Raw genomic sequence first — 22,307 nt, 5'->3', positions numbered from 1 at the left:
TTTTATCCTTATAAATTTAAATTTTAGTCAAATTTGCGCCCGTTTTTGCGCCCTATGATAAATCTTAGCGCATTTAGCTTGATAAAACCGTCCGCGTCTTTTTGATCATAGACACTATCTTCTTCAAATGTGCAAAACGCTTCGCTAAAGAGATTATCGTTTTTGCTGTCTCTACCTAGGATGATCACGTTTCCTTTGTATAGCTCGACTCTTACAGTTCCGTTTACGTTCTCTTGGCTTTTATCAATCATCGCTTGCAGCATAACTCGCTCAGGAGACCACCAGTAGCCATTATAGATAAGTTCTGCGTATTTTGGCATGAGTTCGTCTTTAAGGTGGGCAGCCCCACGGTCAAGAGTTATGCTTTCTATGGCGCGGTGCGCTTTTAGCATGATCGTTCCGCCCGGAGTTTCGTAGCAGCCGCGAGATTTCATGCCTACGGAGCGATTTTCTACTATATCAAGTCTTCCTATGCCGTGTTTTGCGCCAAGGCGGTTAAGTTCGGCTAAAATTTCCGCAGGGCTTAATCTCTTGCCGTTTATGCTTACCGGATCGCCTTTTTCATATCCTATCTCTATGATTTCGCTTTCATCAGGCGCATCTTTTGGGCTTACGCTCCATCTCCACATATCATCTTCAGGAGCGTGCGCAGGGTTTTCAAGCACTAAGCCCTCATAGCTTATATGAAGCAAATTTGCGTCCATCGAGTATGGGCTTTTGCCCGGTTTTTTCTCTATCTTTATGCCGTTTTTTTCTGCGTATGCAAGCAGTTTTTCGCGGCTGTTTAGATCCCACTCGCGCCAAGGAGCGATTATGGTTAAGTTATCTCCAAGTGCGTAGTATCCAAGCTCAAATCTAACTTGATCGTTTCCTTTGCCTGTCGCACCGTGACTTACTCCGTCAGCTCCTACCGTTCTTGCGATCTCGGCTTGGCGTTTTGCTATCAGCGGGCGAGCTATAGATGTGCCAAGTAGGTATTCGCCCTCATAAACGGCGTTTGCTCTAAACATCGGAAATACAAAATCTCGCACAAATTCCTCTTTAAGATCTTCTATAAAGATATTTTCTGGTTTTATACCAAGCTCTAGCGCTTTAACTCTTGCTGGTTCAAGCTCTTCGCCTTGACCGATATCAGCGGTAAAAGTTATAACTTCGCATTTATACTCATCTTGAAGCCATTTTAAAATAATGCTTGTGTCAAGACCGCCTGAGTATGCCAAAACAACCTTTTTAACATCTTTTTTCATCATAAAATCCTTTGAAAATTAGATTTGTAATTTTAGCTAAATTTAATTAATTTTTACTAAATATTTGAGTAAATAAAAACTATCAACCGCTCCGTAATATAATGATAATTAATATTAAATTTATTACAAATTAGTTACTATTTTCTCACTGGAATATATTCTAAAATGGAGGTTTGTATGCTTAAAATTAAAAAGACCGCAGCAGCTTTTGCTTGCATTGCTAGTTCTTCTTATCTGCTTGGAGCGGAATTAATTCAGCTTGATCAAGTAGTAGTAACTGCCGGAGGATTTGAGCAAGATATAAAAGAGGCTCCAGCAAGTGTCTCTGTGATTGATAATAAAAAATTGTCTCAAGGAGTTTTTAAATCTTTGCATAATATTGCAAATAAGGTTCCGGGGGTTAGTGTGGTAGGCGGAGAAGACGGTCCCGCTAGCGGAATTTCAATAAGAGGCATGCAGAGCTCTCAAACATTAATACTAATAGATGGGAAAAGAGTAAGTTCTAGCGCCGCAAATCCAAAAGGAGGGGCGGGAGATATGAACTCTAATTTTATTCCTCCTGTCGATGCGATAGAGCGCGTAGAGATTATAAGGGGGCCTATGAGTTCGTTATATGGAAGCGATGCTGTAGGTGGGGTTATAAATATAATAACGAAAAAGAGTATTAATAAATTTAGCGGATCTGTAGGATTTTCATATCTGTTGCAAAATCATAATGGAATAGGTGATCATAAGCAGATGGACTTTTATTTAAATTCACCTATCTTAGATGATAAATTGGCTATTCAACTTTGGGGATATAAAAAACTAAGAGATGAGGATGAGTATAAAGGCGGATATCAGCAGAGTGATAAAAAGAGTTTAAGTGCTAAAATTTGGATAGCTCCTGACGAGCATAATAAATTTTATCTGCTAGGTTCAAAGGATATGCATGACTATTCAAGAACAGTAGGTAAAACGGCGACCTTGAAGACAAATAAGCTTATAAATAAGTATGACTACGACAGATATAGCTACGCAGTAGGCTATCTTGGAGATTTTGATATTATAAATGCGGATATAAGTTATACCTATGATCATACGCAAAGAACAAGCCTGTTTGACAGCCTATCTCCCGCTACTGTAAAAAATAATAACTTTAACTCTAAATTCAGTACATTTTTAGACTCTCATACTCTAACTCTCGGATATGATTTTAGCAAGCAGGCGGTCAAGACTACCTTTATAGTGTCAAACGCATTAAAATCCGGTCTTAAAACTCCAGCAGAGTACTCGATGAAAGAGCATGCTTTATTTTTGGAGGATGAGTGGGAGATTTTAAGAGACACCTTGTATATGACATTTGGTGGCAGATGGACTCATAACCAGTATTTTGGCAGCCATTTCTCTCCTAGAATTTATGCAGTTTATAATATCAACGATAGCTGGACTATAAAAGGCGGAGTGGCAACGGGATATAAAAGCCCTGACATAAATCAAATTTCACCTGAAGTAGGAACTATTCAGGGTGGATGGAGAATAGTTGACTTTGGAAATAAAGATTTGGAGCCTGAAAAGAGCACTACCTATGAGATCGCTGCATATTACGATAATGGTAGCGATTTTCGTGCTAACTTAACACTGTTTAAAAACGAGTTTAAAAATAAAATTTTAGATACCGACGGAAGTAATCTAAATAAAATCCCCGCATATAGTGGCTGCACAGGAGCACCCCATGTAAAATGTCCCGGATGGGGAACCTATTTTAATATAGACGGAGCTGATGTTTGGGGTATTGAGCTTGGCGGTGATTACGATATAACTCAAAATCTAAATTTAAGCGCGTCATACACATACAACAACTCTAAGATAAAAACCGGCAATCCTGTTATAAGCACACCTAATGGTGATGTTAGCTTTGATCAAACAACGCTTTCCAGACTGGATGGTAAGTCTTTAACGGCAACTCCGGAGCATAAGGCCAATATAATGATAGCTTATGAGCCTATTAATAATATATCGGCATTTATAGGGGCAAATTACGAAAGTGAGCTAACTAGCGTAAAATTTGGACCAGGAAATAAGGTAAGCGAGAATAATAAAAAGCTGTTTACTACAGATATTGGTGTGAATTGGAGTGTAAATGATAATCTATCTTTAAGTTTTACCACCTACAATATATTTGACAATGTTAGATACGATGAGGGCTTGGCTGATGATGGCAATTACTACTGGTATCCCGAAGAGGGAAGAAGATTTTTGTTTAAGATTAATTCAAAATGGTAGTTAAAGTCTTTTTATATATTATGTTTGGATTTGCTTTTTTGGCCGGTGCGCCAAATCAAAATGTAAAGCCTATACAGGGCTTCGTATATGATCATTTCGATATTGAAATTTCAAATTTAAAAGCCGATAACGGTGAAATTTACAGGATATTTCAAGCTATTCCAAAAGATAAAAAGAGCTTTAAAAACCTTATTTTTATGCTTGATGCCAATGCACAGTTTCCTATGATTTTAAATTTATATAGGCCAACCAAAGAGCCGCCCCTTATAATAGCGATAGGTTATGATACAAATTTAGCCTATGACGCCAAAAGGCGCACGAGAGATTATACTCCAAAGGCTCTTGGTAATGAATTTGCGAAAGGTGGAGGAGCTGATGCTTTTTATAAATTTATAAAAGATATTTTAATGCCTTTTATAGAGTTTAAATTTGATGTGAGACAGAGCCGCAAGACACTTTATGGTCACTCTTTTGGCGGACTTTTTACTCTATTTGTCATGCTTAAAAATGAAGCGTTATTTGATGATTTCTTTATAGCCTCTCCATCTTTATGGTGGGGAGATTCGCTTATTTTAAAAGAATCTGTTTTAAATGGTAAATTTAAAGATAAAATAAAGGCTAAATTTGTAAATTTAAGTGTGGGAGAGTTTGAAAAAAGAGCCGGAAAAACCGACAAAGAAGGCTTAATAAAGGCTAGCGATTTAGCTGAAATTTTAAGAAATAGCAATATTTTATATAGATTTAAAATTTATGAAAATCAAACTCACGGTAGCGTAATACCGCTAAATTTGCAAGATCTTTTGAAATACTACGATAAATAAGTGTGTCTACTTTTATGTTTAAGAGATTTTTGGATAGAATTATTAACATGAGAGTAGATAAATTTTTAAATACAGTAAATATTACAAAGCGCCGTGCGGTCAGTGAAGATATGTGTAAAAGTGGCGTAGTAAGCATAAACGGAGTCGTAGCAAAGCCTGCCAAGGAGATTAAGATAGGTGACAAGATCACGATCAAATTTCTAGCCAAAGAAGTAAGCTACGAGGTTTTAGCCATCCCTGTTACAAAAAGTATCCCAAAATCAGCCCAAAGCGAGTATGTAAAACAGCTATGAAGAGAGAATTTATTCTGAATTTAAATGAGCTTGATGAGCTTGCCAAAATTCTTCCAAAAGAGGGGGTTGTAATCTTAAGGGGTGATTTGGCTAGTGGCAAAACTACTTTAGTAAAAGCTATCGCTAAGGCTCGCGGTATAGATTCTGATGTTACTTCTCCTACTTTTTCTGTTATGCAAGGATATGAAAATAACGTATTTCACTATGATATTTTTCAAAATGGATTTGAAGGAATTTTAAAAAACGGACTATTTGAAAATTTTTTTGAAGAAGGGCTACACTTAGTAGAGTGGGGTGATGATGAGCTTGAGGATATGCTTAAAAAATTTAATATCGCTTATGTTAAAATTTTAATTACACCTCATGAAAGAGGGCGCAAATACGAGGTTTTCGGTGCATAAACTTGAGATAAAAGAGCTAAAAAAAACTATTAAAAAATCAAATATAATTAAAGGAATCTCTCTTGAGGTAAAAAGCGGAGAAGTTGTGGGTCTGCTTGGTCCAAATGGGGCCGGCAAGACGACAACTTTTTATATGATTTGTGGATTAATTACTCCAAGTAGCGGAAATATACTGCTTGATGATGTCGATATTACAAATGTTCCGCTTCATAAACGAGCACAGATGGGCATAGGATATCTACCACAAGAATCTAGTATATTTAAAGATTTAAGCGTAGAGGAGAATTTACTTCTCGGGGCTGAAATTTTATACAAAGACAGTGATATTATAGAAAAAAAAGTCAATGAAATGTTAAATCTGCTAAATATTGAGCCGATTCGTCTAAGAAAGGGAGTGAGCCTAAGCGGAGGTGAGAGAAGGCGCTGTGAGATAGCAAGAAGCCTGATGATAACGCCTAAATTTTTACTTCTTGACGAGCCTTTCGCTGGAGTTGATCCTATAGCCGTCTTTGATATTCAAAATATAGTAAGAGATCTTAAAAATTTGGGAATAGGCGTATTAATAACCGATCATAATGTGCGTGAAACTTTGGCGATTTGCGATAGAGCGTATGTTATAAAAGACGGTTCTTTATTGGCTTTTGGAAATGCCAAAGAGGTGGCTAACGATAAACTCGTTAAAACCCATTATCTTGGCGAAGAATTTAGGCTTTTAGAATAAGTTTATGATATGTTGCGTCAAACAGAGTCGCTTGCCTTAAAAGGTAAGTTATCTGCCACTCTTAGAAGCTGGCTTCCGATATTAAGTTCAAGCATTGAAGAGTTAAAAGAGACGCTGGAGCCATTTGTCGCAGACAATCCATTTGTAACTATAGAACATAGAAGTCAAAACTATTTTAAAAAGAACTACTTTACTGAAATTTCTAAAAATTCAGTTAGTGACAGTATTGAAACTTATACTATTTTTAAAGAGAGTTTGTATGATAAGCTAATATCTCAAATAGATAAACCTCTTTTCCCTACGAAAAAATCTCAAGATATCGCAAAAAAGATAGTAGAGTGCCTTAACGATGAAGGGTATTTTAATTGGGATGATGAAATTTTTACAGGGTTTGATAGAGATGAAGTGGAGCGAGTTAGGAGCAGATTTGCCTATCTTGAGCCGTGTGGTGTAGGGGCGTATGATTATAAAGAGAGTTTTTTGTTTCAGCTTAATGAATTTGAGCTTGATGACGAGCTATACAAGAGTGCTAAATTTATAATAGAAAATTTTGAAAATTTAGACAGGATTACTAAAATCAACAGGTATGATGAGGCTATTGCTATAGTGCGTAAGTTTAAAAATCCTCCTGCAATTGAGTATTTAAGCGATCAAGTAGCAAAAATTCCAGATATTTTTATAAGTAGTGGCAGTGCCGGAATAGAGATAGGTGTAAATGATGAATTTTACCCTGAAATTTTACTTGATACAGAAGGTCTTGATACTAAAAATGAGTTTGTAAGTAGTCGTATAAAAGAAGCAAAAGATCTTGTAGATGCCCTTGATATGCGCAAAGCAACTCTTAGAAAAATAGCTTTAATGATAGTAGAATATCAATATGATTATTTTTTCGGTGGAGATATGAAGCCAATGAAGCTAAAAGATATTGCCGATGATCTTGGCAGGAATCCATCCACTATTTCTAGGGCGATCTCAAATAAATATCTGCAGTGTTCGCGAGGCTTGGTGCCTATAAAAAGCTTTTTTTCCGCAGCTATTGATGAAGAAGTCTCAAATTCCACAATTAAGGATTTTGTGACTGATATTGTGAAAAACGAAAATCCGCAAAAACCTCTAAGCGATCTTAAAATTTTAGAGCTCATACAATCAAAATTTGGTGTAACTATGGTAAGAAGAACTATCACAAAGTATAGAAAAGCCTTAAATATAGGTAGCTCTAGCGAAAGAAAAAGAATATATATGATGCAAGGCTAGGCACTTACAAATATCTCTTGCTCTTTAAAATACGGTTTTAAGCTCTCGTAAGCGTTTTGAATTTTTTCAAATTTTTCTCTATATTCTTTTTTTATTTTTTCAGACTTTTGTGCATGACGGTCTGGATGATAAATTTTGACAAGCTCAAGATATCTGCTTCTAACACTTTCAAAATCACTATTTTGCCCACATTCAAGTGTTTTAAAATGTTCTGAAAATAAGTCTGCTAAGGCTGAGAATCTGCGAACAAATTTTTGTGAATTTTGAATATTGGCTTCACGTTTAAATTTTATAAATTTATCTTTGTCGTATCTAAAATATGTGCAAAATCTCATATGTTCACTTTTATCAAAGAGTTCATCAAATCCTGATGTTTCGTTCGCATTGGCTATTTTTATGATAAGGTAATTTTGATCGTCATTTATAAAAATTTGAGATTTTTTAAATTTTTGAGCAATATAGCTTATAAATAAAGCATTCGGTCTGTCAAATCTAAATCTTGCCTCGTTATCTACAAATTCGATATCTGCAAAGATGGTAATTTTCAGAGAATTTTCTTGCTTATACAGTAGTTTGATTGTGATGTATTCTGCAAATTTGATATTTAGCTCGTCTTTATGTGTCTGGTTATAAATTTTAGTAATAAATTTAAAAAAATATTTTCTCTGAATTATCTCATTTTCATCGTAAAATGAGATTATCTTATCCTTTTTTCCAAGAGTTTTGGTGAAATTTTTTTTCATCATTGCTTGAAGTTCGGAAAAAAGTCTGCCGTCGCTTGTTTCGATGCTTAAAGATTCTAAAGTTTGCCTTATATTCATTAAAATATCTCCAAAATTGGCTATTTTTAATAAAAAGCAATTAGCGTTCCAGACTCTCCCAGATAGGCTCTTTATCAAGATTTACATATTCTTTCAAACCTTCATAAGGCTTATATTCATTTTTATATACCAAGCTAGGGCAGTTTTTGACATAATATCCTAAGTATATCCAACGCAAATTTAGTCTTAATGCTAGATAAATTTGCTGGTATATAGAAAATTTTCCTAAAGATAGATAGGCAAAATCAGGATCGTAGTAAAAATAAATTGATGAAATCCCATCCTTTATAATATCTATAAGGTCAACTCCGACAAGCCTTTTATCTACATAGTAAGAGATCTCTTTGCCAAAATCTCCATATCCGGCTACATAAAGATCATAGTATTTTACTAGGTCAAGTTCGTAATACTTCCACTCTCTCTTTTTCTCCATAAATTTATGATATTTTTTATACAGTCTTAGATGCTCTTCGTCTACAATCGGATCTGAAATAAATATAGAAGTATTTGTATTTTTTTTAATTGTTCTGCGAACGGATTTACTAAATTTAAAATTTTGAGCATCAACTCTTATACTGACGCACTCTTGGCAGTTATTACAATTTGGCTTAGAAAAATATCTGCCAAATCTCCTAAAGCCATGTTTTACCATCGCGTCATTTGTATCAAAATCACAATCACTTATATAACTATACTCCATCCTTGAGTCTCTGTCTTTAAGATATGGACAAAGACCAGGAAGTGTACAAAAGGATATCGTCATATCTTTTTTATATCGCTATCTTTGACATATTTTAAAAACTCTTCTCTTAGCACCTCTTCTTTATGTGCTATAGCTTCTTCTTTGCTGATTGCTTGCTTTTTAACCTCTTTTTTAGGTGTCTCGCCGAGTTCTTTTATCATCTCTTTTTTTATATCTTTTAAACTATCGAAAAAATCATTCATTTAAAGTTCCTCTTTTAGCTTTCTATTTTCTTTTACTTTTTGGATTGCCGCAGTTATTGCAGCTATTACCTCTTCATTGCTCTCATTATCTTTTGTTTTCATATTTTCAAGCAATGACGGCATCTTGGTTTCTGTGTATGAAGTATCAAAAAATCCACGTCTAAAGTCACGCTCCTTGCTAATGCTTAGCAAAAACGGGATAGTTGTTTTTACGTCGCCTTCTATAGTAAATTCATCTAGCGCGCGCTTTAGCTTATTTACCGCTAGATCGTAGCTTGTCGCACGCACGATAAGTTTTGCAAGCAAGCTATCGTAAAACGGCGGAATTTGATAATCTTTGTAAAGATGGCTATCTACGCGCACACTAGGACCAAGGGCAGGGTAGTAGCCTGAAATTCGCCCCGGGCTTGGGATGAAATTTTGCCACGCGTCCTCAGCTGTGATACGAGCCTCTATAGCAAAGCCTTGAGTGACGACATCGCTTTGCTGCATGTGAAGGATGTCGCCGGCTGCGATTCTTATCTGCATTACGATTAGATCGACTCCGGTTATCTCTTCGGTTACCCCGTGTTCAACCTGAATTCTTGTGTTCATCTCCATAAAATAAAAATTGTTATAATCATCAAGCAAAAACTCAACCGTTCCGGCATTGGTATAATTAACCGCCTTTGCCGCCGCAACCGCCGTTACGCCCATGCTTTTACGCAAATTTTCGCTGATACTTGGACTTGGTGCGATCTCTAAAATTTTCTGGTGTCTGCGCTGGATAGAGCAGTCACGCTCGGCTAAGTGAATGATGTTGCCGTATTTGTCGCCCACGATTTGAAATTCGATATGGCGTGGGTTGATGACGTATTTTTCCATAAATACTTCATCGTTGTTGAAAAACGCCTTGGCTTCGCGCTTGCAACTTTCAAAGCTATTTTCAAGCTCTTCTTCTTTCCACACGACGCGAATTCCCCTTCCGCCTCCGCCTCCGCTTGCTTTTAATATAACGGGATAACCGATCTTTTCGGCAAAAAGTTTGATATCTTCCATGGTTTCGTTATTTAGCTTTTCAGTGCCAGGAACTACGGGAATTCCGTTTTTGTTCATTAGATAGCGAGCTATGTTTTTATTACCCATTTTGCGGATTACGTCCGCGTTTGGACCGATAAATATTAGTCCGGCGTCTTGCACCTCTTTTGCAAATTCGTAATTTTCACTTAAAAATCCGTATCCGGGATGTATGGCGTCTGCTCCGCAGGCTTTGGCAACCTCTACGATACGCTTGGCGTCAAGATAGCCTTTGATCGGATCTATGCCTATCTGATAAGCCTCGTCGGCAACTTTTACGTGAAGGCAGTCTTGATCGGGCTTTGTGTAGATGGCTACGTTTTTGATGTGTAGGTCTTTGCAGGCGCGAATGATTCGCACGGCTATTTCGCCACGGTTAGCAATTAGAATTTTATGTATCACTTCTTTTCCTTATTTTTACAGCTTTTTGTCATAACTTAACTATCTTAAAATATTTGTTTTTATGAAATTTGTGATCTTAAATTTAAACTTTATAACGATAGCATAAAGATTTTTTATTGATGATTAAATTTTATAAAATTTAAGACTTTATGGTGAAATTTGTAAATTTATAAGGGCTTTTTAGAAATTTATGAAAGATTTAAGAAAGGTTTGGTTATACTTCGAACCTTGCTTAATTATATTGTGCGCTCGTAGCTCAGCTGGATAGAGCATTTGATTGCGGTTCAAAAGGTCAGGGATTCGAATTCCTTCGAGCGCACCATTTTCTTAAAAATTTTATACAATCATTAAATATTTTATAAACATAATAGCAGCATTACGATATAATAGCCTTGTATTTAAATTTATCTTAAGGAGATTTTATGAAAAGGCTTATTTTTTCGGCTTTAGCGATATGCCTAGGTTTTTCTTTCGTGCAAGCGGGACAAGATTACGCCAATGGAGTTAATGCAAGAAATAAAGGCGATATGGTAAGTGCGATTCAGTTTTTTCACGCCAGTTGTTTTAATAAAAATAACGATTTGGCTTGCTACGAGGCGGGTAAAATTTATGAATTCGGCTTTGGTGGAAAAGTAAAAAAAGATCAGTCTTTAGCTCAACAAGCCTATCAAAAATGCTGCGATAAAACAGGCAGAAGCGATTGCTGCTCTAAAGTCGGAAAAGATAGTGGCGGAGGACAAGTTCAGGAGGGCTCTGATTTTTCCAGATACGTAACCGCGTGTGAAGGCGGCGACTCCGCAGCATGCAATAAGGCTTACAAAATAAGCAAAGAGAAATTTTTCGCGCAAAAATCTTGCGATCTTGGCGATCTTAGCGGTTGCAACGATTTAGGTAATTTTTACTACGGCGCTAATGATTACAAAAAAAGCTTTGAACTATGGGAGCAAGGTTGCAAGAAAAACCACGGACTATCTTGCCGAAATTTGGCATATTCTTATAGAGAAGGCAAAGGCGTAAGCCAAAATGTAGAAAAAGCCATTAAAATTTTAGAGCCTCTTTGCGAAGGCGAAAGACCTCAAGATTGCTTGGTTTTAGGGATTATATATAAAGACGATCAATACGGAAAAAAAGATATACTAAAAGCTTATAATTTTATTAGTAAGGCTTGCGCAAGCGGTAAATCCAAAGACGCTTGCAAGGTCATTAATAGTCCTGAATTTATGGCGGTGGCTTGCGATGGCGGAAACGGCGAAGCGTGCAGAAATTTAGGCTTTGCGTATGCAGCGCAAAAGGATTCTAAGGCTGTTGAGTATTTTGTAAAGTCTTGCGAATATAAACTTGCCGCAGGTTGCGCGGGACTAGGGTTTTTGTATTTAAAAGGCGGTTTAGTCGAAAAAAATGAGGCTGAAGCTAAAAAATACTTTAAACTGGGTTGTGATTTAGGTAATAAAACAGGTTGCGACGAGTTGGCGAATTTTTAAAATCATTGGCAGCTAGCATTTGGAGTATTTTTATATCAACAGGAGTAAAAAAAATAAAATCACCAAGAAAGGTTTAAGATGAAAGGATTAGCAGGACTTTTAGTCGTAGTTGCGATTTTTGGAGGAATTTTCTTAAAGTATTACAATCAAGTTCCGACACTTGACGAGACTACCAAAGAGAAGTGGTCGCAGGTGCAAAACCAGTATAAGAGGCGTGCTGATCTTATACCTAATTTAGTTAACACGGTGCAAGGATATGCGGCTCACGAAAAGGGTGTATTTGCAGAAGTTACAGAGGCTAGAAGTAAAGTTTCGCAGATGAAGATAGATGCTAGTACTATTGAGGATCCAAGAAAGCTTAAAGAATTTGAAGAGGCTCAAAAAACTCTCGGTGGAGCACTTGGAAGACTTATGGCTATTAGTGAAAACTATCCGCAGTTAAAAGCCGATCAAAATTTCTTAGCTCTTCAGTCTCAGCTTGAGGGCACTGAAAACCGCATCGCCGTAGCTAGAATGGACTATATTGCTGCAGTTAAGGAGTATAATTTAGTGCTAAGAACTTTTCCTGGTAAATTTGTAGCACAAATTTTTCATCCTGACGCTAAGATAAAAGAGACTTTTGAGGCTAGTGAAAGCGAGCAAAAGACACCGGAAGTTTCGTTTAAATAGCAACCCAAAGGAGCTATTATGAAAAAAATTTTAACCCTCTTATTTATATCCGTAACTATTTTTGCTGCGGATATAAAATTCCCTGAGCTTACAGGCAGAGTAGTAGATGAAGCTGGAATTTTAAAACAAGAGACAAAAGATAAGCTCACAGAAATTCTTGCAAACCATGAAAAAAACACTACAAATCAAGTTGTAGTAGTTACGGTAAACTCTTTACAGGGTCAAGATATAGAGTCTTACTCTTTAAAGCTTGGAAGACATTGGGGTATCGGTCAAAAAGATAAAAATAACGGTGTGTTACTTGTCGTTGCTCCAAATGAAAGAGAGGTTCGTATAGAAGTAGGATATGGGCTTGAAGGCTCTTTAACGGATGCAACGGCTAGCAGTATAATACAAAGGATTATTGTTCCGAAATTTAAAAACTCGGACGTAGATCAAGGAGTATTGCAAGCAACTTATAAAATACTTGATTTTATAGATAATGATGCTAATAATAATTATGTGACAGATCCTATGGAAGATATGTTTTTTACTGTATTTGCTAGTATGGTAGGAGGCTCGCTTATCCTAGTTTTTATTAGCAAGTTGATTAAGTATAGGATTGTGAGCGACATTGCTACTTCTGTGTTAGTGTCTAGTTTGCTAGGATTTTTTATAGGAGTTCTTGTCAGTGCATTTACCGGTTCTGTTATGCTTTCTATAATAGTAGCTGCGGTTGTAACAGTGGCAATTTTTATATTTGTCTTTAACAGCATAAGAAAGATGCCAAGAGGACTTTTAAAGAGCGGCGGCTATGCGGGCGGCAGTAGCGGCGGATTTGGCGGTGGAAGTAGAGGAGGCGGCTTTAGCGGCGGAGGTGGAAGCTTTGGCGGTGGCGGAGCCAGCGGTAGGTGGTAAATTTATAAAATTTATACAAAATACAGGTCAAATTTGACCCAAAAACTAGGTTGTTATGAGAAAGATATTATTTGTTTTACTAGCTTTTATGTCACTCTTTTCGGCTGAAATTTCACTTCCTGAGTTTACGGGCAGGGTTGTGGATGAGGCAAATATACTAACTAAAGGGGCAAAAGATAGCTTAACTGCGACACTTGAAGCCCATGAAAAAGCAACCGGTAGTCAAATCATAGTCGCAACTGTAAAATCGCTTGATAAATACTCCATAGAAAGTTACTCTTTAGCTCTTGCAAGAAAGTGGGCTATAGGTCAAAAAAATAAAGATAACGGAGTGCTGTTGTTAGTAGCTCCAAACGAAAAGGAAATTCGCATAGAAGTTGGATACGGATTTGAAGGAGTTCTAACCGACGCAATAAGCAAGAGTATAATCGAAAAGGTAATGGTTCCAAAATTTAAAAGCGGTGATTTTGAAGAGGGAGTATTAGAAGGCGTCGCTAGAATTTTGGATTTTACCGATGAAGATGCAAGCAACGATATAGTAAAAGAGCAGGTATTTGTCGATAATGTTTTGCTTGTCATTGCCTTTTTGATAGCCTCTTGTTCTGTTTTTATATTTATAGGTAGGCTAAGCGGACGTAGAGTTATAGGCGATGTAGGCTCTAGTATCTTTGGTTCGATTATGCTAGGAGGCTTTGTCGGAGCTATTATCAGCGCACCGATAGATCCTATAATATATAAAACATTAGCCATTTTAGTAAGTATAGTAGCCGTTTTTCCTTATGTACTAAAAGAGATTATGAATACACCTGATGAAAAATTAATATACGGCTGGAAAGAAGGAGTCGATAGCTATAAGTACTTCGTTGAAAGCGAAGGCAGTAGCGGCAGTGGCGCTAGCGGTGGAGGCGGAAGCTTTGGCGGCGGCGGAGCCAGCGGCAAGTGGTAGAGTTAGTATAAAAGAGGTTGTTATGAATAAAATTTTGATATCTTTAATGGTTGTTTTTAGCTTTGTCTTTGCTCAGTCAAATTTCCCCGAGCTTTCAGGCGCTGTCATAGATAAATCAGGTCTGCTAAATGAAGTTGCTAGGAGCGATCTTAGCAGGAGGATAAGTGAGCATGAGTCTAAATACGGCAACAAACTCATAGTGGTTGCGGTAAAACTAAAAAAAGAAGAGTACATCACTTCTTACGCTCAAAATCTTGCAAAACACTGGAATATAGACGATAAGACGGCTATTTTGGTTGTATCTTACGACTTGAAAGACTATCTAAATTCAAGAGCGATTATCGTTACGAATGGCGACTGGCTTAAAGGCGATTCGATAACATCAGATATTATAGAGGCTAAACTGAGCGAAAGAAATATCAACGGCGCTTTTAAGCTGGGTGTGATCAAGACTTTAGAATTTATGGATGATGATAAGAGCAATGACTACACAACCCATCCTTATGAAGATGCTACTTTCGCTATGCTTGCGATCTCGATATTTGGAGGGCTTGTTTTGTGGATCGTGAGTTATAAGTTTAATCTTCTTTTTTTGACTCAAGTCGGTATGTCTTCTGTGCTCTCAGGCATGCTAACTTTGTTTTTGATGAAAGCCTTGCCTTACGGTTTGCCTTCTTTTTTATTTTTTGGTATCGTCTTTGTATTTACACTTTTAACTATGCGTATAGAGATGAGAGAAGATGGCAGCAGATACGTAAATTTGGGCTTTTTAAACTATAAAGAAGGCAAAAGAGGCTTAAGAGCTTAGAGATGAAGAAAATTTTACTGATTTTATCGGCTTTTTTATCTTTGTTTGCGGGTGAAATTTCACTCCCAACCCTCACCGGCAGAGTAGTAGATGAAGCAAATATACTAAGCCAAACAGCAAGAGAAAACTTAACTAAAATTCTTGCAAACCATGAAACAAATACAACAAATCAAGTAGTAGTAGTTACTTTAAATTCACTTGAAGGACAAAGTATAGAAAGCTACTCCTTAGAACTTGCAAGAAAGTGGGCCATAGGACAAAAAGATAAAAACAATGGAGTATTGTTAGTAGTAGCTCCAAATGAAAAGGAAATTCGCATAGAAGTAGGATATGGTTTAGAAGGATCATTAACAGATGCTATAAGCCATGAGATAATACAAAGAGTAATCATCCCTAAATTTAAAGATGGAAATTTAGAACAAGGTATCTTAGATGGTATAGATAAGATACTAAACTTCATAGATGAAGATAGTAGTAATGATTATGTGACTGATCCTAAGATGGATACGTTTTTTGGTTTTACTACTATTATGATAGTCGGCGGCTTTGCCTTGCTTTTTATAGGTGTAATTTTTAAATTTAAGTTCTTAAAAGACATTGGTTTAACATCTTTTATGTCGGCATTTGCCGGCGTGTTTTCATCTTCTTTTTTGGATATGTTTTTAAATACCGATACGGCTTTAGTCTCTTTTGCTCTGCTTGGAGCGTTTTTTATACTCATTTATCCTATGGTTAAAAAGATGAATAACTCCAAAAGAAGAAGATCTAGAGGAGGTCTTGGTAGCTCAGGTTTTAGCAGTTCAAGTGGTGGGGGTTCAAGCAGCTCTTCCGGAGGAGGCGGCTTTAGTGGCGGAGGCGGAAGCTTTGGTGGAGGCGGAGCTAGCGGAAGATGGTAAAAATAAGCAAATGCTGATTAGCTTTATTAAAAATTTATAAAATTTATATTTTATATTGGGTATAATTTTTCTTTATTATAAAGTTTTTCTTTTAATTAAGGGATTTTTTGTAAGATGCAAGAAGAGAAGCAGTATTTTGTCAAAGAGAATGATTTTATAGTTTCTAAAACGGATACAAAAGGAAAGATAACCTATTGTAATGAACCGTTTTTAGAAATAGTCGGAGCCAGAGCGAGTGATCTTTTAGGAAAGCCTCATAATATCATAAGGCATCCGGATATGCCTCGCATTGTTTTTAAGCTTTTATGGGATAGAATTAAGTCGAAAAGAGAGATTTTTGCATTTGTTAAGAATAAGAGTTTTAAAGGCGGATATTATTGGGTTTTTGCAAATGTAACTGCATCTGTGGATGAGAACGGTGAAATAGTGGGATATCACTCTGTGAGAAGAAGGCCCAATATGGATGGCGTAAAATTCATAGAAGGTATATATAAAAAGCTTTTAGAGGCTGAAAAAACAGGCGGAATGGAAGCTTCTGGTAAATTATTAGATAAAATTTTAAAAGAATCAAATGTAGAGTATGATGAATTAGTACATAAGCTCCAAAGAGGATAGGTGGACAAAATGGATTATCCTTCAATATTAAAAAACATCAATGATATAAAGTCTGAACTTGCATTACTCTTAAATATAGAGATTGCAAAAGAGGCTACTCAGATGAGTATTGCCGAATTTAGTACTTTGGTTGACTCCATTAAAGTGCATGATATTTTAGAGAGCAAAGATAGTATGTATTTTGCAAATGTATTCGATAATGAAGAATACTATTATAATATTAGCTTATATCTTGATCAAATCATTAGAAAAATTTCAATCAAAACCGAAAAAAAGGGAGTTAGTCTTGAGACTAGCAGTAAGCTTCAAGAAGCTTCTAAAAATATAAAAAAAATTATAGATCTTTTTGTTTTAGAATATGGAAATTTGCTTAAAGCCGATTCTAAAAGATGGATACAAAAAAATACCAAAGAGATGAAAACTATAAAAAATATACTTAAAGATCTAGTTGAATTCCAAAAAAAAATAGATGAAACTCTAAAAATAAGGGCTAATATCATATCAAATGTAATTTTGAGCGAATTTAAAGTTTTATATAAGTTTTTTCTCTATAGTATCAAGATAGCTAAAAAAAGACATGATCAACTCCTGCTAGTCGAGATCGCAGGAATGACAGATAGGATAATATCTATGATAAATCCTATATTTAGCGATAAAAGCCTAAAGACCGAGGAGCTTATATACCACTATTTAGCGTATGAACTAAAAGAGCTTAAGGTAAATTCTATCGGAGAGAAGTTATCTTAAACAAGATTTCATCTATGATTTTTTTTGCACTGTTTTTGTATATTTGATGCTTTAAATTCAATGAAACTTCTCTTAAATTTATAGATTCTATTAGTTGTAAAATCTCGTTTTTATCTATTTTGTTGTCTTTTTGAAAGCAAAATTTGGCTAAATTTTGATCTACTAAAAATTTTGCATTATACATTTGGTGATTATTTGCCGCATAAGGATAAGGTATAAATATGGCTGGCAAATTGTTTGCGCAAAGCTCCCATAGTGTGCCAGCACCAGCTCTGCTTATGGCTAAATCGGCCTTTTTCATTTTTAGCTCTATCTCTTTACTGAAGTCAAAAAGTTCTAAAGTTTTATCTGTAAATCCAAGCTTTTTATACTCTTCTCGTAAGTTATCAAGCGAATTTTTACCGCATTGATGAATTATTTTTATATTTTTTTCTTTTAATATCGTAGCTAGATTTAAAGCAAGTGAATTTATAGCCGATGCGCCCTGAGAGCCTCCTAGAAATATTATAGTTCTTAGCTCTTTTCTCTCTCGCGAGGTTTCAAAAAATTTATCCGCTACAGGATAGTCAAATTTAGGCTCATCGTATGAGCTAAAAAACTCTTTTGCGAATGGTTTTAAAATTTTATTTAAATTTCCGACTATGGAGTTTTGTTCGTGTATAAAAAGCGGTATATTTGATATAATGGCTGCAAATGCCGCAGGCGCTGCACTGTAACCACCTACGCTTATTACGGCCTTTACTTTATTATCCTTAAAAATTTGCCTGCATTTAAAAGCTAGTTTTACGATATTAAAAAGTGAAATAAGCTTATTAAAGCCTTTTTTGTTAACTACTCCTTGGCTAGGCAGGAAAAATTTAGAGCTGAAATTTTGATCATTTTCAAACCACTGCCTATCTTGTCCGTTAGTTGAGCCAATGAAGATGGTTTTTATATCACGACTTGCAATCTCTTCATTGAGGGTTTTTGCGATAGCCAGATGTCCTCCGGTGCCACCACCGCATATTACTATCATTTAGTTTGATACCTTTTTGCTTATCATCAAAACCATCCCTATACCCACGCAAAGTGCTAAAATAGAACTTCCTCCGTAGCTTAGAAATGGTACCGCTATACCTTTGATAGGAGTTATGGAAGTAATTCCGTAAGAGTTCATAAGAAAAGAAAATGATATCAAAAGCCCTATGCCTAGTGAAAATAGATGATAGACCTTATTTTCGCTTCTTGATGAAATTTTAAATATTCTATATAGTAAAAATACAATTATTGAAGTGATACCAAATATTCCTAATACACCAATCTCTTCAGCTATACCCGCTAATACGAAGTCGGTATGAACCTCGCTTAAAAAGCCTAGTTTAAATACTCCTGCACCAAGCCCCTCTCCGAAAAATCCGCCGTGCTTTATCGCGTTTAGCGAGTGCGAAATTTGATATGGCTCAGGCACATCTGCTACTCTTAAGGCGTTTGCCATATTTTCAGGCAGTATTGAAAGCACTATATTTTGTATAGTTCCCCACCATGATTTAATACGTAAAATTCTATGCTCTGATGTTACTATTGCGATTGTGGCAAGCATGCCCGCTCCAAAAAGCCCTATCCCAAAAAGCCTAAGGCTAGTTCCTGCAAAAAGAGCCATCATTACAAGAGTAAGAGCCAAAACTATAACCTGACCAAGATCGTTTTGAAGGACTGCTATTAGATAAACAACTATCAAAAATAAAAATAAATACGGAAGTATTAGGTTAAATTCTTCCTTTAAGCTCTTTTTGCTATCATCAATCTTTCTTGCAAAGCTCCATGCAAGAAAATAGACAAAGCCTATTTTAAAAAACTCAACCGGAGCGAGTGAAAATCCAGGTAGCCTAATCCATCTTTTTGCGCCTCCCGCATCCGTAACCATAGAGCTTGGAAGTGCATGCATAACACCCATAGCAAGAGCGCATAGGATAAATAGTCCAAAGCCTATCCATACTAGTGACTTATCTGGATTTAGCTGCGATAGAGCCCACATGACAAATATACCTAAAGCTCCGACCGCTAGCTGTCTATAAAAGAAGTGATATGGTTCATAGTTAAAAAAAAGCACGGTAAAAACAGGCAAAGAGAGTGAAAAAATAATACCTATAGTTATTAGTGCGACGCAAGCGTAAAACACCCACTTATCTACTTGCAAAACTCTCTCCGTATTTTGGATTTTAGTCTCGATTTTACTTAAAATTTTCTTATAAATATGTTAAAAGTGTCAGTGTCATTTTAAATTTTATAAGCTTTAAATTTAAATTAGCGTATAATCAAATCTTTTTTAAGAGAGGATAAATGCCACTTTCAAGACTAAATTCGGATCAATACAGTGCCGCAACTGCGCCTTTTGGGCATAATCTTATCATAGCAAGCGCAGGCACAGGCAAGACTTCAACGATCGTTGCAAGGATAGCGCATCTATTAAATTTAGGAGTAAATCCTAGTAAAATTTTGCTTTTAACCTTTACAAACAAGGCCTCAAGTGAGATGATAGAGAGACTAGAGTGTTATTTTGACAAAAAAATTACTTCTAAAATTACTGCTGGCACATTTCACTCTGTATCTTACTCTCTTTTAAAATCTCTTGAAAAAAATATAGTATTAAAACAGCCAAGCGAGCTAAAAACCCTTTTAAAAAGTCTTGTGGAAAGGCGCAGATTTCAACATTTGGGCGAAGCTAAGGCGTATGGTGGAGCTTATCTATACGATCTATATTCACTTTATCAAAATTCAAGCAATGAAGAGAGTTTTTATGAGTGGTTTAAGGCTAGAAATGAAGAGCAGTCTGTATATGCTGAAATTTATGAGGATATTTTAAGTGAGTTTGAACAAGAGAAGGCGAAATTTGGCTATGCGGACTTTAACGATCTGCTTATAAAAATGCGAAACGAGCTAAGAAAGGGAGCGCCTTTAAAATATGATGAAATTTTAATAGACGAATATCAGGACACAAATACTCTGCAAGGCTCTTTAATAGATGCTTTTAATACAAAAAGCCTCTTTTGCGTAGGCGACTTTGATCAAAGCATTTATGCCTTTAACGGTGCAAATATAGAGATAATCGGCTCTTTTAAAGATAGGTTTAAAGACGCTAGTATTTATGCTTTAAATATCAATTACCGCAGTAGTTCAAGTATACTAGCCCTTGCAAATAAAGTGATTTCAAACAATCCTCGTTTGTATGATAAAAAACTGATTGTAAGCCGAGAGGGAAATTTACCATCACCAAAGCTTCTTGTTTATGATGAGCTTTTTAACCAGTATTCAAATATTGCCGAGATAATATCAAATTCAAAATTTAGCAAAGAAAATATTGCGATAATCTTTCGTAATAACTCAAGTGCCGATGGGCTTGAGGTGGCTTTGAAAGAGCGAGGAGTAAGCTCTAAGCGAAAAGGCGGAATTAGCTTTTTTGAAAGTAGGGAGATAAGAGCTTTAATGGATATATACGCGATTTTAATAAATCCAAAAGATATCATGGCATTTATTCATGTGTGCGAATATGCCAAGGGTGTTGGAGCCGCTCTTAGTAAGGAGATATTTGATTTGATTGTAAAAGTAGGGCATGGAAATTTGATAGATGGATTTTTAAATCCTGACGATAAAGTGAATGCTTTTGAGAAAAAGAAAAAAAATTATCAATTGGGGCTTTTTGATGAATTTAGCGAGATAGGCGAGATGTCTAGGTTTTCTAAGCTTAAATTTAGTGATAAATTTTTCTCTCACCCAATACTTAAAATGCAGAAACTAAATGAAAATGCAGCTGTATTTTTGTATGAAATTTATAATTTTTTACTTCACGCAAGACGTCTTTCTAGACCAAATTCTTTAATCAACGAGATTAAAAATAGCAAAATTTACTCTCTTATCGCGGATTTTTTAGCGACTAAAAGAGCTACAATGAAAAACGGAAATATTGATGAGAGCTTAAAGGTAGAAGCTATAGAGAAAATTATGGCTAAAGTTGAAATATTAAGTGAGCTTAGTAAAAATTACAGTGATTTGGAAAAATTTTATAACTTCATAACTCTTGGCAGTAATGAGATGAGTGAAGGTGAGGGTGTAAATCTCTTAAGTGTGCATGCTAGCAAGGGGCTTGAATTTGATCAGGTTTTTATAGTCGATCTTGCGCAAAATCGCTTTCCGAATTTAAAGCTCATGGGTATGGGTGGAAGTTTGGAAGAGGAGAGAAGGCTGTTTTATGTTGCTGTTACTAGAGCAAGAGATGAGCTATATCTAAGCTATGCAAAATACGATAAGATAAAAAGAGTTACTTATCAACCAAGTAGATTTTTGATAGAAGCTGGAATGGCCAAGGAAAAAATATAAATTTTTATGGTCTCAGTAAGAGACCATAAAATATCAAGTTTTAAACTCAGAAAGTTTATTATTTAGTATCTCTGTCATTTTATTTAAGTGATCTGTCGCGTTTGCTATCTCTTCGACACTCTTTGTATTTTCGGATGAGATGTTGTTGATATTTGACATTCCATAGATAATTTGCTTTATATTATCACCGGTTTTTATATAGTCTTCAACTCTGGCATCAGACATAATTATGGCTTTTTGCATACTATTGCTCATAAATACTATCTTGTCTCTAACCTCATCCGCCACTAAAGTAAGCTCTCCTATTTGTCTAGAATTTGAGTTCATCTTCTCGCTTGAGTCTGATATAGCTTGCACTATAATATTTATTGTAGCATTTATCTCCACTAGGCTTTTTTGAGTTCTTTCGGCCAGTTTTCTAACCTCATCGGCAACTACTGCAAACCCGCGCCCGTGCTCGCCAGCTCTTGCCGCTTCGATAGCTGCATTGAGTGCTAATAGGTTTGTTTGATCTGCTATATCGTTTATTACAGCTAACACACCTTTTACTTGCTCTGCGTCGCTACTAAGTTGAGAAATTCTACTTGCAAGATCAAGCTCAACTTCGACACTGGATTGAATTTTGTTGCTTAGATGCTCTATAGCGTTATTTGCTTCTATGATACCGCT

22 protein-coding genes, 1 tRNA gene and 1 pseudogene are annotated in these 22,307 nt (G+C 35.9%); 16 read left to right on the top strand and 8 right to left on the bottom strand.

From position 1 onward, the window contains the following. Window positions 1-23: 23 nt before the first annotated feature. Window positions 24-1,247 carry an argininosuccinate synthase gene (locus tag CDOMF_RS05705; protein WP_260951110.1) on the bottom strand — a complete coding sequence of 408 codons (1,224 nt, stop codon included), beginning with the start codon at window positions 1,245-1,247 and terminating at the stop codon, window positions 24-26. A 177-nt stretch (window positions 1,248-1,424) separates the two neighbouring features. On the opposite strand from CDOMF_RS05705, the gene CDOMF_RS05700 reads away from it, so the two are divergent. Genes CDOMF_RS05700 through CDOMF_RS05675 form a run of 6 tightly spaced genes read left to right on the top strand, consistent with a single transcriptional unit; the run spans window position 1,425 to window position 7,002 of the window. Continuing rightward, on the top strand, window positions 1,425-3,512 hold the full coding sequence (locus CDOMF_RS05700; protein ID WP_260951109.1) for a TonB-dependent receptor domain-containing protein: 2,088 nt from the start codon (window positions 1,425-1,427) through the stop codon (window positions 3,510-3,512). Continuing rightward, window positions 3,506-4,333, top strand: coding sequence for an alpha/beta hydrolase (locus tag CDOMF_RS05695; protein ID WP_260951108.1), 828 nt, complete (start codon window positions 3,506-3,508; stop codon window positions 4,331-4,333). Before CDOMF_RS05700 ends, CDOMF_RS05695 begins: the two co-directional genes overlap by 7 nt. Before the next feature lie 47 nt (window positions 4,334-4,380). Beyond that, window positions 4,381-4,626, top strand: coding sequence for an RNA-binding S4 domain-containing protein (locus tag CDOMF_RS05690; RefSeq protein ID WP_260953138.1), 246 nt, complete (start codon window positions 4,381-4,383; stop codon window positions 4,624-4,626). Beyond that, window positions 4,623-5,027 (top strand): tRNA (adenosine(37)-N6)-threonylcarbamoyltransferase complex ATPase subunit type 1 TsaE, encoded by a 405-nt coding sequence (gene tsaE, locus CDOMF_RS05685; protein WP_260951107.1) that lies wholly within the window; start codon window positions 4,623-4,625, stop codon window positions 5,025-5,027. Before CDOMF_RS05690 ends, tsaE begins: the two co-directional genes overlap by 4 nt. Beyond that, the gene (gene lptB / locus CDOMF_RS05680; protein WP_169974550.1) at window positions 5,020-5,748 is read left to right on the top strand and encodes an LPS export ABC transporter ATP-binding protein; all 729 of its coding nucleotides are present in this window, start codon (window positions 5,020-5,022) and stop codon (window positions 5,746-5,748) included. The genes tsaE and lptB overlap by 8 nt, the downstream gene beginning before the upstream one ends. A gap of 9 nt (window positions 5,749-5,757) precedes the next feature. Beyond that, window positions 5,758-7,002, top strand: coding sequence for an RNA polymerase factor sigma-54 (locus tag CDOMF_RS05675; RefSeq protein ID WP_260951106.1), 1,245 nt, complete (start codon window positions 5,758-5,760; stop codon window positions 7,000-7,002). Here CDOMF_RS05675 and CDOMF_RS05670 read toward each other — a convergent pair. Genes CDOMF_RS05670 through CDOMF_RS05655 form a run of 4 tightly spaced genes read right to left on the bottom strand, consistent with a single transcriptional unit; the run spans window position 6,999 to window position 10,226 of the window. Beyond that, window positions 6,999-7,823 carry an adenylosuccinate lyase gene (locus CDOMF_RS05670; protein ID WP_260951105.1) on the bottom strand — a complete coding sequence of 275 codons (825 nt, stop codon included), beginning with the start codon at window positions 7,821-7,823 and terminating at the stop codon, window positions 6,999-7,001. The genes CDOMF_RS05675 and CDOMF_RS05670 overlap by 4 nt on opposite strands. 40 nt (window positions 7,824-7,863) lie before the next feature. Next, complete coding sequence (locus CDOMF_RS05665) at window positions 7,864-8,586, bottom strand: arginyltransferase (protein WP_260951104.1); 723 nt, start codon at window positions 8,584-8,586, stop codon at window positions 7,864-7,866. Beyond that, window positions 8,583-8,768, bottom strand: coding sequence for a hypothetical protein (locus CDOMF_RS05660; protein ID WP_260951103.1), 186 nt, complete (start codon window positions 8,766-8,768; stop codon window positions 8,583-8,585). Before CDOMF_RS05660 ends, CDOMF_RS05665 begins: the two co-directional genes overlap by 4 nt. Continuing rightward, the gene (locus CDOMF_RS05655) at window positions 8,769-10,226 is read right to left on the bottom strand and encodes an acetyl-CoA carboxylase subunit A (protein WP_260951102.1); all 1,458 of its coding nucleotides are present in this window, start codon (window positions 10,224-10,226) and stop codon (window positions 8,769-8,771) included. A 245-nt stretch (window positions 10,227-10,471) separates the two neighbouring features. Between CDOMF_RS05655 and CDOMF_RS05650 the strand changes: the two genes are divergently transcribed. From CDOMF_RS05650 to CDOMF_RS05610, 9 genes are all read left to right on the top strand, one after another. Continuing rightward, window positions 10,472-10,548, top strand: a tRNA-Arg gene (locus tag CDOMF_RS05650). Window positions 10,549-10,648: 100 nt separating this feature from the next. Next, window positions 10,649-11,707 carry a tetratricopeptide repeat protein gene (locus CDOMF_RS05645; protein WP_260951101.1) on the top strand — a complete coding sequence of 353 codons (1,059 nt, stop codon included), beginning with the start codon at window positions 10,649-10,651 and terminating at the stop codon, window positions 11,705-11,707. A gap of 78 nt (window positions 11,708-11,785) precedes the next feature. Continuing rightward, entirely contained in the window at window positions 11,786-12,376 is a 591-nt protein-coding gene (locus CDOMF_RS05640; protein WP_260951100.1) for a LemA family protein, read from the top strand. Window positions 12,377-12,394: 18 nt separating this feature from the next. Further along, complete coding sequence (locus CDOMF_RS05635; protein WP_260951099.1) at window positions 12,395-13,273, top strand: TPM domain-containing protein; 879 nt, start codon at window positions 12,395-12,397, stop codon at window positions 13,271-13,273. A gap of 55 nt (window positions 13,274-13,328) precedes the next feature. Further along, window positions 13,329-14,219 (top strand): TPM domain-containing protein, encoded by an 891-nt coding sequence (locus CDOMF_RS05630; protein WP_260951098.1) that lies wholly within the window; start codon window positions 13,329-13,331, stop codon window positions 14,217-14,219. Then, entirely contained in the window at window positions 14,161-15,027 is an 867-nt protein-coding gene (locus CDOMF_RS05625; RefSeq protein ID WP_260951097.1) for a TPM domain-containing protein, read from the top strand. Before CDOMF_RS05630 ends, CDOMF_RS05625 begins: the two co-directional genes overlap by 59 nt. Window positions 15,028-15,029: 2 nt before the next feature. Further along, window positions 15,030-15,923: a TPM domain-containing protein gene (locus CDOMF_RS05620; RefSeq protein WP_260951096.1), complete on the top strand. Its 894-nt coding sequence runs from the start codon at window positions 15,030-15,032 to the stop codon at window positions 15,921-15,923. A 114-nt stretch (window positions 15,924-16,037) separates the two neighbouring features. After that, the gene (locus tag CDOMF_RS05615) at window positions 16,038-16,538 is read left to right on the top strand and encodes a PAS domain-containing protein (protein ID WP_260951095.1); all 501 of its coding nucleotides are present in this window, start codon (window positions 16,038-16,040) and stop codon (window positions 16,536-16,538) included. Next, window positions 16,539-17,285: an imidazole glycerol phosphate synthase gene (locus tag CDOMF_RS05610; RefSeq protein ID WP_169974569.1), complete on the top strand. Its 747-nt coding sequence runs from the start codon at window positions 16,539-16,541 to the stop codon at window positions 17,283-17,285. It begins immediately after the preceding gene. Here the strand turns inward: CDOMF_RS05610 and murG are convergent. Both murG and CDOMF_RS05600 read right to left on the bottom strand, forming a co-directional pair. Beyond that, entirely contained in the window at window positions 17,263-18,300 is a 1,038-nt protein-coding gene (murG, locus tag CDOMF_RS05605) for an undecaprenyldiphospho-muramoylpentapeptide beta-N-acetylglucosaminyltransferase (protein ID WP_260951094.1), read from the bottom strand. The two genes, CDOMF_RS05610 and murG, sit on opposite strands and share 23 nt — an antisense overlap. Beyond that, window positions 18,301-19,461, bottom strand: coding sequence for a peptidoglycan glycosyltransferase FtsW (locus tag CDOMF_RS05600; RefSeq protein WP_260951093.1), 1,161 nt, complete (start codon window positions 19,459-19,461; stop codon window positions 18,301-18,303). It abuts the gene before it with no gap. 143 nt (window positions 19,462-19,604) lie between these two features. On the opposite strand from CDOMF_RS05600, the gene CDOMF_RS05595 reads away from it, so the two are divergent. Beyond that, the gene (locus CDOMF_RS05595; RefSeq protein WP_260951092.1) at window positions 19,605-21,638 is read left to right on the top strand and encodes an ATP-dependent helicase; all 2,034 of its coding nucleotides are present in this window, start codon (window positions 19,605-19,607) and stop codon (window positions 21,636-21,638) included. A gap of 273 nt (window positions 21,639-21,911) precedes the next feature. Here the strand turns inward: CDOMF_RS05595 and CDOMF_RS10860 are convergent. Then, a pseudogene (locus CDOMF_RS10860) lies at window positions 21,912-22,169 on the bottom strand (methyl-accepting chemotaxis protein); the annotation flags it as partial. Window positions 22,170-22,307 lie beyond the last annotated feature (138 nt).

Source organism: Campylobacter sp. RM16187 (genome assembly GCF_025319965.1).
In the GTDB taxonomy this organism is placed as follows: domain Bacteria; phylum Campylobacterota; class Campylobacteria; order Campylobacterales; family Campylobacteraceae; genus Campylobacter_A.
The sequence above is the reverse complement of the archived record's forward strand: the minus strand, read 5'-3'. Positions and strand labels throughout refer to the sequence as shown.

Coding starts and splice junctions, on each gene's coding strand:
- CDOMF_RS05695 (WP_260951108.1), top strand. CDS start 3,506: ATGGTAGTTAAAGTCTTTTTATATATTATGTTTGGATTTGCTTTTTTG.
- CDOMF_RS05670 (WP_260951105.1), bottom strand. CDS start 7,823: ATGAATATAAGGCAAACTTTAGAATCTTTAAGCATCGAAACAAGCGAC.
- CDOMF_RS05690 (WP_260953138.1), top strand. CDS start 4,381: ATGAGAGTAGATAAATTTTTAAATACAGTAAATATTACAAAGCGCCGT.
- CDOMF_RS05665 (WP_260951104.1), bottom strand. CDS start 8,586: ATGACGATATCCTTTTGTACACTTCCTGGTCTTTGTCCATATCTTAAA.
- CDOMF_RS05700 (WP_260951109.1), top strand. CDS start 1,425: ATGCTTAAAATTAAAAAGACCGCAGCAGCTTTTGCTTGCATTGCTAGT.
- CDOMF_RS05635 (WP_260951099.1), top strand. CDS start 12,395: ATGAAAAAAATTTTAACCCTCTTATTTATATCCGTAACTATTTTTGCT.
- CDOMF_RS05630 (WP_260951098.1), top strand. CDS start 13,329: ATGAGAAAGATATTATTTGTTTTACTAGCTTTTATGTCACTCTTTTCG.
- CDOMF_RS05640 (WP_260951100.1), top strand. CDS start 11,786: ATGAAAGGATTAGCAGGACTTTTAGTCGTAGTTGCGATTTTTGGAGGA.
- murG (WP_260951094.1), bottom strand. CDS start 18,300: ATGATAGTAATATGCGGTGGTGGCACCGGAGGACATCTGGCTATCGCA.
- tsaE (WP_260951107.1), top strand. CDS start 4,623: ATGAAGAGAGAATTTATTCTGAATTTAAATGAGCTTGATGAGCTTGCC.
- CDOMF_RS05615 (WP_260951095.1), top strand. CDS start 16,038: ATGCAAGAAGAGAAGCAGTATTTTGTCAAAGAGAATGATTTTATAGTT.
- CDOMF_RS05705 (WP_260951110.1), bottom strand. CDS start 1,247: ATGAAAAAAGATGTTAAAAAGGTTGTTTTGGCATACTCAGGCGGTCTT.
- CDOMF_RS05675 (WP_260951106.1), top strand. CDS start 5,758: ATGTTGCGTCAAACAGAGTCGCTTGCCTTAAAAGGTAAGTTATCTGCC.
- CDOMF_RS05645 (WP_260951101.1), top strand. CDS start 10,649: ATGAAAAGGCTTATTTTTTCGGCTTTAGCGATATGCCTAGGTTTTTCT.
- CDOMF_RS05595 (WP_260951092.1), top strand. CDS start 19,605: ATGCCACTTTCAAGACTAAATTCGGATCAATACAGTGCCGCAACTGCG.
- CDOMF_RS05620 (WP_260951096.1), top strand. CDS start 15,030: ATGAAGAAAATTTTACTGATTTTATCGGCTTTTTTATCTTTGTTTGCG.
- CDOMF_RS05660 (WP_260951103.1), bottom strand. CDS start 8,768: ATGAATGATTTTTTCGATAGTTTAAAAGATATAAAAAAAGAGATGATA.